16 protein-coding genes are annotated in these 13,672 nt (G+C 33.2%); 4 read left to right on the top strand and 12 right to left on the bottom strand.

Going from position 1 to position 13,672, the window contains the following annotated elements; all coding sequences use genetic code 11:
* Positions 1 to 61: 61 nt before the first annotated feature.
* The 3 genes from ACHRVX_RS17535 to ACHRVX_RS17545 all read right to left on the bottom strand — a co-directional run bounded on the left by ACHRVX_RS17535 (position 62) and on the right by ACHRVX_RS17545 (position 2,971).
* The gene (locus ACHRVX_RS17535) at positions 62 to 913 is read right to left on the bottom strand and encodes an alpha/beta fold hydrolase (RefSeq protein WP_395334496.1); all 852 of its coding nucleotides are present in this window, start codon (positions 911 to 913) and stop codon (positions 62 to 64) included.
* Positions 914 to 1,093: 180 nt separating this feature from the next.
* Positions 1,094 to 1,873, bottom strand: a complete 780-nt coding sequence (locus ACHRVX_RS17540) for a zinc ribbon domain-containing protein (protein WP_072964878.1) — start codon at positions 1,871 to 1,873, stop codon at positions 1,094 to 1,096.
* A gap of 3 nt (positions 1,874 to 1,876) precedes the next feature.
* Positions 1,877 to 2,971 carry a Nif3-like dinuclear metal center hexameric protein gene (locus ACHRVX_RS17545; protein WP_395334498.1) on the bottom strand — a complete coding sequence of 365 codons (1,095 nt, stop codon included), beginning with the start codon at positions 2,969 to 2,971 and terminating at the stop codon, positions 1,877 to 1,879.
* Between the two features lie 222 nt (positions 2,972 to 3,193).
* Here ACHRVX_RS17545 and ACHRVX_RS17550 point away from each other — a divergent pair, with 222 nt between their 5' ends.
* From ACHRVX_RS17550 to lpxK, 3 genes are read left to right on the top strand one after another with little or no spacing between them, the layout of a single operon-like run.
* Positions 3,194 to 3,436 carry a DUF2683 family protein gene (locus ACHRVX_RS17550; protein WP_395334500.1) on the top strand — a complete coding sequence of 81 codons (243 nt, stop codon included), beginning with the start codon at positions 3,194 to 3,196 and terminating at the stop codon, positions 3,434 to 3,436.
* Complete coding sequence (locus tag ACHRVX_RS17555) at positions 3,412 to 3,693, top strand: Txe/YoeB family addiction module toxin (protein WP_395334502.1); 282 nt, start codon at positions 3,412 to 3,414, stop codon at positions 3,691 to 3,693. The genes ACHRVX_RS17550 and ACHRVX_RS17555 overlap by 25 nt, the downstream gene beginning before the upstream one ends.
* Positions 3,694 to 3,697: 4 nt before the next feature.
* Positions 3,698 to 4,711: a tetraacyldisaccharide 4'-kinase gene (gene lpxK, locus ACHRVX_RS17560; RefSeq protein WP_395334504.1), complete on the top strand. Its 1,014-nt coding sequence runs from the start codon at positions 3,698 to 3,700 to the stop codon at positions 4,709 to 4,711.
* A 129-nt stretch (positions 4,712 to 4,840) separates the two neighbouring features.
* On the opposite strand, the gene gap is transcribed toward lpxK, so the two are convergent.
* The gene (gene gap, locus ACHRVX_RS17565; RefSeq protein ID WP_395334506.1) at positions 4,841 to 5,839 is read right to left on the bottom strand and encodes a type I glyceraldehyde-3-phosphate dehydrogenase; all 999 of its coding nucleotides are present in this window, start codon (positions 5,837 to 5,839) and stop codon (positions 4,841 to 4,843) included.
* Positions 5,840 to 5,912: 73 nt separating this feature from the next.
* Positions 5,913 to 6,779 carry a lipoyl synthase gene (gene lipA, locus ACHRVX_RS17570; protein ID WP_213306861.1) on the bottom strand — a complete coding sequence of 289 codons (867 nt, stop codon included), beginning with the start codon at positions 6,777 to 6,779 and terminating at the stop codon, positions 5,913 to 5,915.
* Positions 6,780 to 7,106: 327 nt separating this feature from the next.
* Between lipA and ACHRVX_RS17575 the strand changes: the two genes are divergently transcribed.
* Entirely contained in the window at positions 7,107 to 7,982 is an 876-nt protein-coding gene (locus ACHRVX_RS17575; RefSeq protein WP_395334508.1) for a M48 family metalloprotease, read from the top strand.
* Positions 7,983 to 8,048: 66 nt separating this feature from the next.
* Here ACHRVX_RS17575 and ACHRVX_RS17580 read toward each other — a convergent pair whose 3' ends face one another.
* From ACHRVX_RS17580 to murB, 7 genes are all read right to left on the bottom strand, one after another.
* Positions 8,049 to 8,429 carry a PH domain-containing protein gene (locus tag ACHRVX_RS17580; protein ID WP_065450978.1) on the bottom strand — a complete coding sequence of 127 codons (381 nt, stop codon included), beginning with the start codon at positions 8,427 to 8,429 and terminating at the stop codon, positions 8,049 to 8,051.
* A 257-nt stretch (positions 8,430 to 8,686) separates the two neighbouring features.
* The gene (locus ACHRVX_RS17585) at positions 8,687 to 9,505 is read right to left on the bottom strand and encodes an energy transducer TonB (RefSeq protein ID WP_395334510.1); all 819 of its coding nucleotides are present in this window, start codon (positions 9,503 to 9,505) and stop codon (positions 8,687 to 8,689) included.
* Positions 9,506 to 9,659: 154 nt separating this feature from the next.
* Complete coding sequence (locus ACHRVX_RS17590; RefSeq protein ID WP_395334512.1) at positions 9,660 to 10,211, bottom strand: RNA polymerase sigma factor; 552 nt, start codon at positions 10,209 to 10,211, stop codon at positions 9,660 to 9,662.
* Entirely contained in the window at positions 10,202 to 11,308 is a 1,107-nt protein-coding gene (locus ACHRVX_RS17595) for a glycosyltransferase (RefSeq protein WP_395334515.1), read from the bottom strand. The genes ACHRVX_RS17590 and ACHRVX_RS17595 overlap by 10 nt, the downstream gene beginning before the upstream one ends.
* Before the next feature lie 83 nt (positions 11,309 to 11,391).
* Entirely contained in the window at positions 11,392 to 12,006 is a 615-nt protein-coding gene (locus tag ACHRVX_RS17600) for an FMN-binding negative transcriptional regulator (RefSeq protein ID WP_395334517.1), read from the bottom strand.
* Between the two features lie 2 nt (positions 12,007 to 12,008).
* Positions 12,009 to 12,476 (bottom strand): GNAT family N-acetyltransferase, encoded by a 468-nt coding sequence (locus ACHRVX_RS17605; protein WP_395334519.1) that lies wholly within the window; start codon positions 12,474 to 12,476, stop codon positions 12,009 to 12,011.
* Between the two features lie 91 nt (positions 12,477 to 12,567).
* Entirely contained in the window at positions 12,568 to 13,581 is a 1,014-nt protein-coding gene (murB, locus tag ACHRVX_RS17610) for a UDP-N-acetylmuramate dehydrogenase (protein WP_395334521.1), read from the bottom strand.
* Positions 13,582 to 13,672 lie beyond the last annotated feature (91 nt).

Here is a 13,672-nt window from a genome sequence, read left to right on the forward strand (position 1 = left end):
TCAAAGCAAAACATTGCAATAAAAGAACTTTGTCCCTTTGAACCTCTGCAACTTTGAGCCTTTAGGAAGAAAATAAAAACTCAATCACTTTGTCATACAAATCGTCATCGTGCATGCCGTGACCTAAACCTTTGGTTTCGATGAACTGACTGTTTTTCCAGTTACTGGCAATCTTTTTACCTTCTGCAAAAGCTACAATCTTGTCCGAAGTATCGTGTGCAATTAGTCCGGCAACATTAAATTCTGTAGCAAATTTTTGTCCGGAGAAATCTTCGAGTTTGAAATTGAAATGTGTTAAAAACCGATTTTCTAAAAGTGAAAATATTTTACTGTTTAAACTCAACATTGAAACGTAGTTGTCAATCAATGTCTTTAAATCAGATGGAGCACCAAGAATTACCATTTTATTAATACTCGTATTCGGGAATAAATATTGGTGATAAACACAAGCTGCGCCACCAATAGAATGCCCGATAATAATTGTGGGCTGGTATTTTTCGACTGCTTTATTTATAAATTCAGCATAAAGCGGAACATTAAATTCTTTACCGCTGCTTTGTCCGTGAGCCGGAGCATCAATGGCAATAATAGTACTTCCCGATTTTTGAAGATGTGGTAAAGTTTTTTTCCAGCGCGAAGCATTACTTTCCCATCCGTGAACTAATAAAATCTTGGTTTCGTTTCCTTTCCAGATATAGGTTTGAAAATGATGCTCATTATGATGAAACGTTTCAGTTTCTGTATTTTTTAATATTTTAGGTAAGCTTTCCTTTTGTAATCTTCCAATTCTGGGCTGGCTAAAAAGGGCATATGAAAGTGCAACAGCTTTTTGCGGACGAACGTAACTCAGGAAGTTGATGTATTGCCCAACAGATTTTAATGTAATGAAACGAATTCCTTTTTTAATTCCCAAAACAAATGGTTTAATGGTGAAAATTTAATTTTCGAAACGGGATCTAAATAGTATCGCCACGAATTACACAAATTTAGCACGAATTTTTATTCTTAGTATGTAAAAATTAGTAAAATTGGTGTAATTCGTGGCGGAAAATTTTAAGCAAAAAAAATCCCGATTAAATCGGGATTTTAATATTTAGAATTTCGAGAACAATTGTTCCATTTTTTCTTTTTCTTCTTCAGCTAATGCGCTGTCAACTAAAATTCTTCCAGAGTGCTCATCAGTAATGATTTTCTTTCTTGAAGCAATTTCAACCTGAGTTTGTGGCGGGATAGTAAAGAATGATCCTGCAGATGCTCCTCTTTCGATAGATACAACAGCTAAACCATTACGAACACTAGTTCTGATTCTAGTGTAAGCAGCTAATAATCTTTCTTCAATCTGAGCAGAAAATTCAGCTGATTTCTCAGATAAGAAGATTTCTTCTTTTTGAGTTTCAGCCATAATAGCATCTAATTCAGATTTTTTATGTTTTAAGTGAGAACTTTTAGCGTCAAGTTTTTCTTTTAAGTTAGAAGTAACTTCTTTCTTATGTTCGATAGAAGCTTTCATTTCTTTGATTTGCTTTTCAGCCAATTGAATTTCTAATTCCTGAAATTCAACTTCTTTTGTCAAAGAATTAAATTCTCTGTTATTACGAACTGATTCTTGTTGTTTTGTGTATTTTTTGATAACTTCTTTGTGCTCATCAATCGCATTTTTCTTTGATTTGATAAGATCCTCAATAACCTCAAGTTCACTTTTCAGTTTTTCTGAACGCGTGCTTAAACCTGCAACTTCATCTTCTAAATCTTCCACTTCTAAAGGAAGTTCCCCTCTCACGTTTCTGATTTCGTCAATTCTAGAGTCAATAAGCTGTAAATCGTATATTGCTCTTAACTTGTCCTCAACACTTAATTCTTTCGTATTCGCCATATTCTATAAGTACTTAACTGGATTTGTATTTTCTTCTGATAAAATGATGGCAAAATTAAGGATTTTTTTTCGAAGATAATCAACAATATAGTTTTTTGTATATCGTTCGCTCTCAAAATGACCAATATCGGCTAAAAGTAACCTGTTTTCTGCTTCGTAAAATTGATGGTATTTTAAATCTGACGTTAAAAAAGCATCGGCTCCGGAGATGATGGCGTTTTTTATGGCAAAACTTCCTGATCCTCCCAAAACAGCAACTTTCTTGATTTTTTTTCCTAAAAAGGCAGAATGACGAATTCCGTCAGCAATCATTTTATCCTTGACAAAGTATAAAAAATCTTTTTCGTTCATTTCATTCTCAAATTCACCAACCATTCCCAAACCTATATTTTGATGTGAATTTTTGAGATCATAAACTTCATAAGCGACTTCTTCATATATATGATTCGCAAAAAGAGTTTTCAGAATTTTGGATTGCAAATGTTTTTCGAAAATTACTTCAATTTTTATTTCAGTTCCTGTGTGTAATTTTCCTCTTTCGCCAATTACCGGATTACTGTTTTCATTTCCCTGAAAAGTAAAAAAACCTTCAGTATTAAAACTGCAATTGTCGTAATTGCCAATTGTTCCTGCGCCAGCCTGAAACATGGCATTTCGAACCTTTTCAGAATTTTCCGGAGTGGTATAAGTAACTAGTTTTTGAATAAAATTCTGTTTCGGAATCAAAATCTTAGTGTTCGTTAAACCTAAAGCGTCGCAGAATATTTTGTTAACTCCTGCAGAATGATTATCGAGTGCAGTATGAACGGCATAAATGGCAATGTCGTTTTTAATGGCTTTTAAGATGGCGCGTTCAACGTAATTTTTACCTGTAATTTTTTTAATTCCGGAGAATAATATTGGATGAAAACAAACTACAAGATTACAGTTTTTAGCAATGGCTTCGTCAATTACATTTTCCAGAGCATCGTGGCAAACTATAACTCCGGTACTTTCCGTTTCAGAATCTCCGACTAAAAGACCAACATTGTCAAAATCTTCGGCATAAGCCAAAGGTGCCATTTCTTCGAGAATTTCTATTATATTTTTGATTTTCATTATTTTTTGTTTCAGGTTTTATTTGTTTCAGGTTGATGTTCACGGAAAAAACTTAAAACCTGAAATGAATTCATAAAACAAATTAACGAAAAATATTATAATTAGATAAGTGCTGCTCTTTTGAAAAGTTTGTTCCTTATTCTTTATAAATGTTACCGTTGGTAATAATTCTTATTATTAACGTAATGTGAATTTTGTATCTTTGTATTTAAATCAAGAACAATGAAAACGCTAACCGTAAAAATAAACGAACGTACTAAGATAGGGAAAGCTTTTATCGCCATGTTTGATAGTTTTAAAGGTTTTGAGGAAATAGAAATTATCGAAACAGATTCAAAAAAAAATAAAAAAGAAGAAAGTGCCTATAATCCCGAATTTGTAAAAATGGTTTTAGAGGCTGCTAAAAGTGGTGATTATACAGAGGTTGATCCAAAAGATATATGGGGAAGTTTAGGCTTAAAATAGAAAAATTAGCAAAGTCACATTTAGATAAACATTTAAAGGCAGGTAATAAGGCAAGCATAAAAAAAATCACTCAAATCTTAGAAGAACTTATTGAAACGCCATATCATGGAACAGGAAAACCCGAGGCATTGAAATATGGACTTTCCGGGTTTTGGTCCAGAGAAATCAATCAAAAAGACAGGCTAATTTATCGTGTTGAAGAAGATATTGTAACAGTTTTTGTAATTTCTGCAATGGGACATTATTCTGATAAATAATTCTATGAACATACTTCGAAAAATACTTTTTCCATTCGCTATTTTATACGGATTCATTACTTCAGTCAGAAATTTTCTTTTTGATAAAGGAATTCTCAAATCTACTTCGTTTGATATTCCGGTTATTGCTGTTGGTAATTTAAGCGTAGGCGGAACCGGGAAAACTCCTCAAATAGAATATCTGATTCGGTTATTATCAGATAGGTATAAAGTGGCAACTTTAAGCCGCGGTTATAAACGAAAGTCCGAAGGATTTGTTTTGGCAAGTTCGACTTCAAATGCTGAGATTCTGGGAGACGAACCTTTTCAGTTTTACCAAAAATTCCCGAATATTCTGGTTGCAGTTGATGCTAACAGAACGAACGGAATTATACAATTACTTTCGCAGGATGAAAAACCGCAAGTTGTTTTATTAGATGATGCCTATCAACACCGAAAAGTAAAAGCAGGATTTTATATTTTATTAAGCTCCTACGGCGATTTATATGCCGATGATTTTATGCTGCCAACGGGAAATTTACGCGAAAGCAGAAGTGGAGCAAACAGGGCAAATATCATTGTAATTACAAAATGCCCTAAGAATTTATCTGATGATGAACAAACAGAAATCCGTCTGAAATTAAAACTGACTTGTTCGCAACAAATCTATTTTACTTTTATAGATTACGATGATTTTATTTATGGAGAAAATGAAAAAATAGCTGTAAGTGAAATTCAATCAGAATCGAAATTACTTCTCGCAGGAATTGCAAAACCAACTCCGTTTTTTGATTATTTAAAAAATGAATGTGACGAATGTCTGACTTTTCCGGATCATCATAATTTCTCTGATTCAGATTTAGAATCGATTCAAAATAAAGCTGGAAATAAAAAAATTATTACGACAGAGAAAGATTATGTACGTTTAAAAGATGCTAAACTTGTTTCGCAATTGTATTATCTACCTATAAAAAGTACCTTTATCAATCATCATCAAAATTTTGACGCAACGATTTTAGAATATGTGAAAAACAACTAAGAACCTTAAAAACTCAGAATCAATATCTGTAATTTGTTTGGTAGGAGAATACAAAAGAATTAAAAAAACAAGCCACAATAAAAAGGTGATATTTTATGTGTGGCAATGCTTTTACAATGAATCTATTCTCTATTTTTTTCTCATTAATAAAATCAAGTCAATTAATCTTGATGAATAGCCAATTTCGTTATCGTACCAACCTACCACTTTAACCATCTTATCAATAACGGAAGTTAATTGTGCGTCGATCAAACACGAATGTGTATTGCCAATTACATCAACAGAAACGATAGGATCTTCTGTGTAATCTAATATTCCTTTTAAATTAGTTTTTGAGGCTTTTTGAAATGCTATATTAATTTCTTCAATAGTAACAGCACGTTTTACATTAAATGTAATATCTGTCAATGAACCATCCGGAACGGGAACTCGAATTCCACAACCTCCGATTTTTTCATGCAATTCAGGAAAAATTTTCGTTAATGCCTTAGCTGCACCTGTAGTTGTTGGAACAATCGACTGACTTGCACCTCTTGCACGGCGTAAATCCTTATGTGGTTGGTCGTGAAGACTCTGGTCTGTGGTGTAAGAATGTATTGTTGTAATGTAAGCTTGCTCAATTCCGCACAACTCATCGATAATTTTTATCATCGGAGCAGCATTGTTTGTCGTACAGCTTGCGTTTGAAACTATGTTTTCACTTCCATCCAGAATATGTTCGTTAACCCCTAAAACTACAGTTTTTATGGTGTCAACTTCTGATGGAGCAGAAAGGATTACTTTTTTTGCTCCAGCTTCAAGATGTGCATTTAATTCTTCGTGCGTTTTATATTTTCCTGTAGATTCAACTACGAAATCAATATTATTGCTTTTCCAGTCTAAATTCGAAATCTTTTTTTCGTGAAAAAACAAATAATGTTTTTTATTGACAATGATTCCTTTTTCGTCATGACTAACAACATAAGGTAAAACACCATGAATACTATCGTATTTTATTAAATGCGCCATAGTTTTGTTATCGGCGATATCGTTGATGGCAACGACTTCAATGTCAGGATGGTTTAAAAGTAAGCGAAATAAATTTCTGCCAATTCTTCCAAAACCGTTTATGGCAATTCTAGTTTTCAATATTTTTGTTTATTCGGTTAATCGTTTGTTCGGCTAATCGATTTAACAATTAAACGAACAAACGATTAAACTTTTAAAGAATATGTTTTTGTGCTTTGTATGAAGAACGAACAAGAGGTCCGCTTTCAACATGACGGAAACCTAATTCAAGACCAAATTTCTCATATATTGCGAACTGATCCGGTGTTATAAATTCTTTTACAGGTAAGTGTTTTTTACTTGGTTGCAGGTATTGACCAATTGTAACAACATCAACATTTGCATTGCGTAAATCTGTCATGGTCTGGAAAACTTCTTCTTCAGTTTCTCCAAGACCTAACATAATTCCGGATTTAGTTCTATTGATTCCTTTTTCTTTCAGATAACGTAAAACTTCTAAACTGCGATCGTATTTTGCCTGTATACGTACTTCACGGGTCAAACGACGAACGGTTTCAACATTATGAGATACCACTTCAGGATTAGCTTCTACAATTCTGTCTATGTTTCTTTCGATTCCCTGAAAATCCGGAATTAAAGTTTCAAGAGTCGTATTTGGGTTCATTCTTCGAATTGCCTTTACGGTTTCAATCCAGATAATAGAACCGCCATCTTTTAAATCGTCTCTGTCAACGCTTGTAATTACAGCGTGTTTGATGTTCATGATTTTTATAGAACGTGCTACTTTTTCAGGTTCGTCCCAGTCTACCGTTTCAGGTCTGCCGGTTTTTACACCGCAAAATCCGCATGAACGGGTACAAACGTTTCCTAAAATCATAAAAGTTGCTGTTCCTTCGCCCCAGCATTCACCCATATTTGGGCAACTTCCTGAGGTACAAATGGTGTTTAAGCTATATTTATCGACTAAACCGCGAAGTTCAGTATATTTTTGTCCAATTGGAAGTTTAACTTTTAACCATTTAGGTTTTCCAACAGGTACATTTTCAACGACTGTTTCCATATATCAAAATTCAAAGTACAAAGATAAGGAATGTAGTTTATTTGGAGATTCGTTTAGGATTTAATTTGGCATTGATCTGTTTTTAGTTTTAGAAAGCTATTTGATAATAATTTTGCACTCCTGTTAAATTATTGTTTTTAAGTCATGATGCCATTTAATAATTGATGGTTTTTGTTTTTTAATTCACATAAGTAGAATAATAATGGAAGAAGGCTAGTTTTAACTCGTTTAATATTTATATCTTTATTTGTTATAAAATGATTTTAATTCAAATAGAAATACGTAAACATTGTAATACATTTGTTGTTAAATTGTAATAATATAAACATGAAAAAGAAATTTATTGTATTGGGAGTTTTGTTTGCCACTTTTGGTTTTACTAAAATGAATGCGCAGATTAATTTTGGAGAAAAAGCTCTTGGAGCTGTTCAAAAAGGAGTAACAGGTTTTACGTTTAGTAATGCCGATGCTGCTGCGTTATCTAAAGCTGCAGTAGATAAAATGGATGCTGAACATGAAGTTGCAGCAGCGACTGATCCTTATGCTGTAAGATTGAACAGGGTATTTGGAAAATATACTGCAGGTGATGGTTACACCTTGAACTATAAAGTTTATAAACTTAAAGAAGTAAATGCTTTTGCAACTGCTGATGGAAGCGTTCGTGTATATTCAGGATTAATGGATATTATGGATGATAATGAATTATTAGCTGTTATTGGACACGAAATTGGTCACGTTGCTAATAACGATTCAAGAGATGCAATTAAGGCAGCATATAGAAAAGAAGCTTTGTTAGAGGGAGCAGCTTCACAATCGGCAACAATTGCAAGTGTAACTGATAGTCAGTTAGGGAAAATAGGAAGTTCAATTATTGATAGTAAATTCAGCCGCAAGCAAGAATCAGAAGCAGATTTGTTCTCTTATAACTTTTTAAAGAAAAATGGCTACAATGTAAATGCTGAAGAATCTGCTTTTAGAATTCTGGCTAAAATGAGCGAAGGAACTGAGGCGTCTTTTATTGATAAAATGATGAGTTCACATCCTGATTCAAAACAGAGAGCTGACGACGCTAAAGCCAGAGCAGAAAAAGATGGTTTATACAAACCATATGTGCAGCAAAAAATTGTAAATACTGCGCCGGTTGTAAAAACAACAACTAAAAAAACGACCACAACTAAAAAAACAACGACTAAAAAGAAATAATTTCTTAGTCTTAAAAATACAAAGCCCGACAGATTTTAAAATTTGTCGGGTTTGTTTTTTTGTGGTTTAGCCTAAAACGTGAAAAGCCAATACTTTTTGTACATCGTATACATTTACAGATTTGTTAAACTGTTTTACTATGCTTGGATTTAATTCGCTTGAAACCCAGATTTTTAATTCGGCATCAAGATCAAAAGTTCCGGCAGTTTCTACGCTAAAACGAGTGATGCTTTTGTAAGCAATTGATTTGTATTCGGTTTTACTTCCTGTAATTCCTTGTACGTCAACAAGAATTAGTCTTTTGTTAGTGAAGATGAAAGTATCACGAATAAGTTTGAAACCCATTTCGATTTCTTCATTATCAGTTAAAAGCTGACCGTATTTTTTAATTAAATCTTCCTGACTTACTGAACCAGCGTTACCAAGAATAGCTGAAAATATTCCCATTTTTTAGTTTTTAATTTTAATAGATTTCGATTTTCCTTTTAGGAGCTGTAAAAGTAATTAAAATTAAAAATAATATCGTTTTTCTTAGTAGTAAGAGAATAAAATTTAATTAAGCGAAGTTGCGAGGTCGTAAATTTTTTAAGTTTTGTGCTTTAAGACTTTCGGTGATTTTTTTTTATAACTAATCATTATTTAATTTCTTACTATTCAATTAAAAGCATAAAAAAAGCAGAACCTAAATTCTGCTTTTTGTTTTTTTATTCTGCTTCCGTTTTTATTGTTATTGGAAGATTATAGGCAGTTCGAACTGCTTTCCCGTTTAATACTCCGGGAATCCATTTTGTTTTTAGTGATTTTAAAACTCTGATGGCCTCTTTTCCAAGTCCGTAACCAGGATCATTTTTCACCATGATATCGGTGATAGAACCATCTCTTTCAATTACGAACGAAACATATACTCTTAACGTTCTGTCCGCATCTAATTCAGGCTTGTTGAAATTGTTACCTACATAAGTGTAAAACTTAGCCATTCCTCCAGGAAATTCAGGTAGTTTGTCAAGGTTTACTACATTTACTGGATCGTTACTTGTTCCTGTTGATGGGACAACTTCTGGGTCTCCGCCAGTTACGGGCATTGTATTCAAACCAGGTCCTGTTCCTGAAGGATTTTCTACAGCAACCGTATTGTTCAAGTTAGTAGCAATTTCCGGGAGTTCCTGATCTGGTGCAGCAATAACAGGATGTGTTAATTGCGTACTTGTAGATGGCGCTGCTGCTGCGCTTTGTTGCTGAGGAACAATTGGTTCAGGTTTAACTGGCTGAACTGGAATTGGAGTCATGTCCACAGGAGTTAAAGGCTCGTAAATAACCGGCTCTTCTACGGGAGCTACCGTTCTAAATTTGTTAATTAACATTGAAACACTTGCTAAAGCTGCTAATAATAGCAAACCCATAAATAGAGCGGTAATGGTGGTTTTTGAATTCTCCTGGCGTAATTGATACGCACCGTACTCTTTGTTTTTGTTTTCGAAAACAAGATTGGTCCAACTTGCTTTGTAGATACTGGATTTAGACATGATTATGGATTTTAAGGTTAAGTAACGTTAACTCATAAGCAATAAGGTTTTGGGTTTAGCTAACAACAGAAATGTCGAAGTTTTAAATTGTGGATAATTTACTTTTTTAAGAATAAATCGAATGATGTGTTATTCTTTATCTAAAGATAATAAATTATCTATTACGTTCGATAATTTCAGCTAATAATTTTTTAGCGCGAAGTAATTTTACTTTTACGTTGCTCAAAGGCTCATCGATTTTAAGTGCGATTTCCTGATACGTCATTTCCTGAAAGTAACGTAAATGAATTACTTCCTGATAATGTGGTTTCAATTCTTTGATGCACTGAAGTAAGCGCGAAAGATTTTGTTCCTTGATTAAAGCATCTTCTGCAGATGGAGTCGTATCGGCAATATTATAGGCCTGTTGGTCTTCATTATCAGTGATTTCTATAAAAAGATTGGTTTTCTTTTTACGTAATAAATCAATATATACATTTTTTGCAATAGCAATTAACCACGTATTAAATTGAAATTCAGGGTTGTAAGATGCTATTTTATCAAAAGCTTTCGAGAAGGTTTCAATAGTAATATCTTCGGCAGTAGTTTCGTTTTCTGTACGTTTTAGCATAAAGCCGTACACTTCATTCCAGAAATAATCTAATAAAAAAGTAAAGGCGATCTGATCGCCCTTTTTTGCTTTTTCTATTTTAGAATTTATTTCCAATATACAGGTTTTGAAAAGATATTAGTTATAAAGATATTAATTTGCGTGAATATAAGCATGATTTCTACGACAGGAAACCAAACTTTCAGGTCATTTTCTTTTAATTTTCCGGCAGAAAATCCAATTACAGTCCATACTATAGTATATCGTGTTGCTAAAATAGCCAGGACAGCAATCCATTGAAATTGAAAAGCCAATAATATAATAACTAATAAAAAGAAAAATAATTGTGAGATAAAGAATAATCCTAACTGCATTTTGTCAAAAAACTTATAATGTTCAGCAGTAGATATATGTCTTCTTTTTTGAGTAAACCATTCTCCATAAGTTTCTTTTGGTTTTGAATAAGTAAAACTTTCCGATGTGTATGAAATAGTCGTATTTTCTTTGGTTGCAGCCTGATTGATAAACAAATCATCATCGCCGGAACGAATCTGTATGTGCTCAATAAAACCGTTTACATTAAAAAATTCTTCTTTTTTATAGGCTAAATTTCGGCCAACGCCCATATAAGGAAGTCCTAATTTTGCCCATGAAAAATATTGTACAGCCGTTAAAACAGTCTCAAAACGGATAATTTTATTCAATAACGAACGCTCGATTTTTTCGTAACCTCCATATCCCAGAACAATAGTTTTGTTCATGGTAAATTGCGAGGTCATTGCGGTAATCCAGTCTTTTGATGTAGGATAACAATCTGCATCTGTAAAAAGCAAATACTCTTTTTTTGACGCTTTGATTCCTAAAGTTAAAGCATATTTTTTATTACCCCAAAACGCTTCGTTATTTTGTACTTTAACCAAACGGATATTAGGATATTGTTGTTCAAATTGCTCAAAAACTTCTAAAGTTTCATCGCTTGAAGCATCGTCAATTAGAACAATTTCAAAATCAGGATAATCTTGTTCTGCTAATAGCGGAATAAACTTTTTGACATTTTCTTCTTCATTTTTAGCACAAACAATTACTGAAACGGGGAGTTTTTTTGATGTAATCTCTTGTGGTTTACCAAAAGCAAATTTTCCAAAAATTCCTAAGTAATAGAAAACTTGAATAAAAACAATAGCAATAAAGAAGTAAAATAAAGTTATAAGCATCTGATTTTAATGTCTTTTAATTTCTGAATCTTGCGCGTGCAAATGTACTTATGAATTCCTAGATTTCAATGGCTAAAGCCAATTTACTTTCGGCATTTCGACATTTCGTTCGCAACAGCAATAGCCTGAGGGTTTTCGGTTTTTTCTAATTCTGAAATTATATTTTTATAATTGTGATCATCTCTGTTTTGGGATAGTTTTCTGGTTGCCTGAATTTCGTCAATTTCAATTTCAAAAGCAAAAATCCCTCTCGCTTCACGCATTGTTTTTACAGACAAATCCTCGACGCGAACGGGATTTGCTGAATTTGATTCGTATTTGTCCACCAATTTTTTAAGTTGTTCAACTCCCGTTTCATAGCCAACAATTTTTATACGACCATAAACATGTACGGCTATATAATTCCAGGTGGGTACATTTTCATGATCGTACCATGAAGATGAAATATAACTGTGCGGACCTGAAAATATCGCTAAAACCTGATCGTTCTCGGCAAAACCTTCAGCTTGTGGATTGAGTTTTGAAATATGACCTTCTAGAATTTCTTTTCCCTCAGCGTTAGTTTCAAGTTCTATGGGAATATGTGTAGCACAAAATTTCCCGTGAGTCTGATTCACAAGGATTCCAAAACTATTTTCTTTCAAAAAAGTTCTGATTGATTCCGGATCTTCGTCTTTATATATATTAGGAGTATACATTTTTATACATTTTGATTTAAAGATTTCTCCAAACAAATAGCGTCTGGTCGATCTACATATTTTCCGTAATTCGGAATAACTTTATAACCTTGTTTTTGGTAAAATTGAATGGCACTTTCATTTTTTAATCGTGTTTCCAGAACCAAATCAGTATATCCCAGTGTTACTGCTTTCTCTTCTAAAAATAATAAAATAGTTTTACCAATTTTCTTTCCGGGAAATTTCGAATACATTCTTTTTACTTCTCCCGTATTTTCGTCGATAGGGCGGATTGCTCCACAGCCAACAATTTCATCATTAATTTCGGCAACAACGAATATAAATTTTGAGTTATTATTTTGCCAATCCTGAAAAGAATTCTTTCCGTCACTTCCAAAACGAAGATAAAGATTTTCCGACAATTCTTCTGTGATTGCCAGAACTTTTTCATCATCCGGATTTACTTTCTTTATCGAGATTTTTTCTGTCATTTGAGAAAAACTGATTGCCTTTTTTTGCCACGAATTACACAAATTTCACTAATTGATTCGTGACAATTTGTGTAATTCGTGGCAACTATTTTTATATCACATTAACTTCCGCTTCAATATGAATGCCGAAAGTTTCGAACACCGTTTTTTGAACATCTCTGGAAACGGCTAAAATTTCCTGTCCTGTTGCGTTCCCGTAATTTACTAAAACTAATGCCTGATTTTTATGCACTCCCGCATCTCCAAAGCGTTTTCCTTTAAATCCGGCTTGCTCGATTAACCATCCGGCCGGAACTTTTACCTCGGTTTCTGAAACTTCATAATATTTCATTTCGGGAAACTTTTGATGAATTTTCTCGAAATCAGATTTTAATAAAATTGGGTTTTTAAAGAAACTCCCGCTATTTCCCAATTCTTTAGGATCCGGTAATTTGCTTTGTCTGATTGCAATTACAGCATTACTTACCTCTTTTAAGGTTGGAATTGTGATGTTGTTTTTGGTCAATTCGGCTGTAATATCTCCGTATGAAGTATTGATTTTATGATTGCGTTTTGTCAATTTATAGATGACAGATGTAATAATATATTGATCTTTAACTTCATTTTTAAAAATACTTTCTCTGTAACCAAAATTGCATTCAGTATTCGTGAATGTTTTTATTTCCTGAGAATTGATATCGATCGCTTCGCAAGAAACAAAAGTGTCTTTTATTTCAGTTCCGTACGCGCCAATATTCTGAACCGGAGTTGTCCCGACATTTCCAGGAATAAGTGACATGTTTTCTAAACCGCCAAAATTGTTTTCGATAGTATAAAGTACAAAGTCATGCCATGTTTCTCCTGCCTGACTTTCAACCCAAACAGAATCATCATCTTCTTTAATGATTTTTTTGCCTTTTAAATCAATATGAATCACCAGCGCATCAATATCTTTTGTTAAAAGCATATTGCTTCCTCCGCCTAAAATAAATTTTTTCTCGTTTTTATGTTCTCTTAAAACGGTTTTTAATTCATCTACAGAATGAACGGCAACAAATTGTTTTGCTTTGGCTTCAATGCCAAAAGTATTGTAGTTTTTTAAAGAAAAATTGGATTGGATTTCCATAAATAAAAGGCTTTTTTGATTCCCAAAACTTCGGGATAATTCTGAGCTCAAAAGTAACGATTATAATTTATTTGCGTATATTTTTTGTACA

This window comes from Flavobacterium sp. FlaQc-47, from assembly GCF_044006475.1.
Classification (GTDB): domain Bacteria; phylum Bacteroidota; class Bacteroidia; order Flavobacteriales; family Flavobacteriaceae; genus Flavobacterium.

Bases quoted from the DNA above. Each gene is read 5' to 3' on its own strand.
- murB (WP_395334521.1), bottom strand. From the start codon at position 13,581: ATGGAAATCCAATCCAATTTTTCTTTAAAAAACTACAATACTTTTGGC.
- ACHRVX_RS17575 (WP_395334508.1), top strand. From the start codon at position 7,107: ATGAAAAAGAAATTTATTGTATTGGGAGTTTTGTTTGCCACTTTTGGT.
- lpxK (WP_395334504.1), top strand. From the start codon at position 3,698: ATGAACATACTTCGAAAAATACTTTTTCCATTCGCTATTTTATACGGA.
- ACHRVX_RS17595 (WP_395334515.1), bottom strand. From the start codon at position 11,308: ATGCTTATAACTTTATTTTACTTCTTTATTGCTATTGTTTTTATTCAA.
- ACHRVX_RS17540 (WP_072964878.1), bottom strand. From the start codon at position 1,873: ATGGCGAATACGAAAGAATTAAGTGTTGAGGACAAGTTAAGAGCAATA.
- ACHRVX_RS17600 (WP_395334517.1), bottom strand. From the start codon at position 12,006: ATGTATACTCCTAATATATATAAAGACGAAGATCCGGAATCAATCAGA.
- ACHRVX_RS17605 (WP_395334519.1), bottom strand. From the start codon at position 12,476: ATGACAGAAAAAATCTCGATAAAGAAAGTAAATCCGGATGATGAAAAA.
- ACHRVX_RS17545 (WP_395334498.1), bottom strand. From the start codon at position 2,971: ATGAAAATCAAAAATATAATAGAAATTCTCGAAGAAATGGCACCTTTG.
- ACHRVX_RS17580 (WP_065450978.1), bottom strand. From the start codon at position 8,429: ATGGGAATATTTTCAGCTATTCTTGGTAACGCTGGTTCAGTAAGTCAG.
- ACHRVX_RS17555 (WP_395334502.1), top strand. From the start codon at position 3,412: ATGGGGAAGTTTAGGCTTAAAATAGAAAAATTAGCAAAGTCACATTTA.
- ACHRVX_RS17550 (WP_395334500.1), top strand. From the start codon at position 3,194: ATGAAAACGCTAACCGTAAAAATAAACGAACGTACTAAGATAGGGAAA.
- ACHRVX_RS17585 (WP_395334510.1), bottom strand. From the start codon at position 9,505: ATGTCTAAATCCAGTATCTACAAAGCAAGTTGGACCAATCTTGTTTTC.
- lipA (WP_213306861.1), bottom strand. From the start codon at position 6,779: ATGGAAACAGTCGTTGAAAATGTACCTGTTGGAAAACCTAAATGGTTA.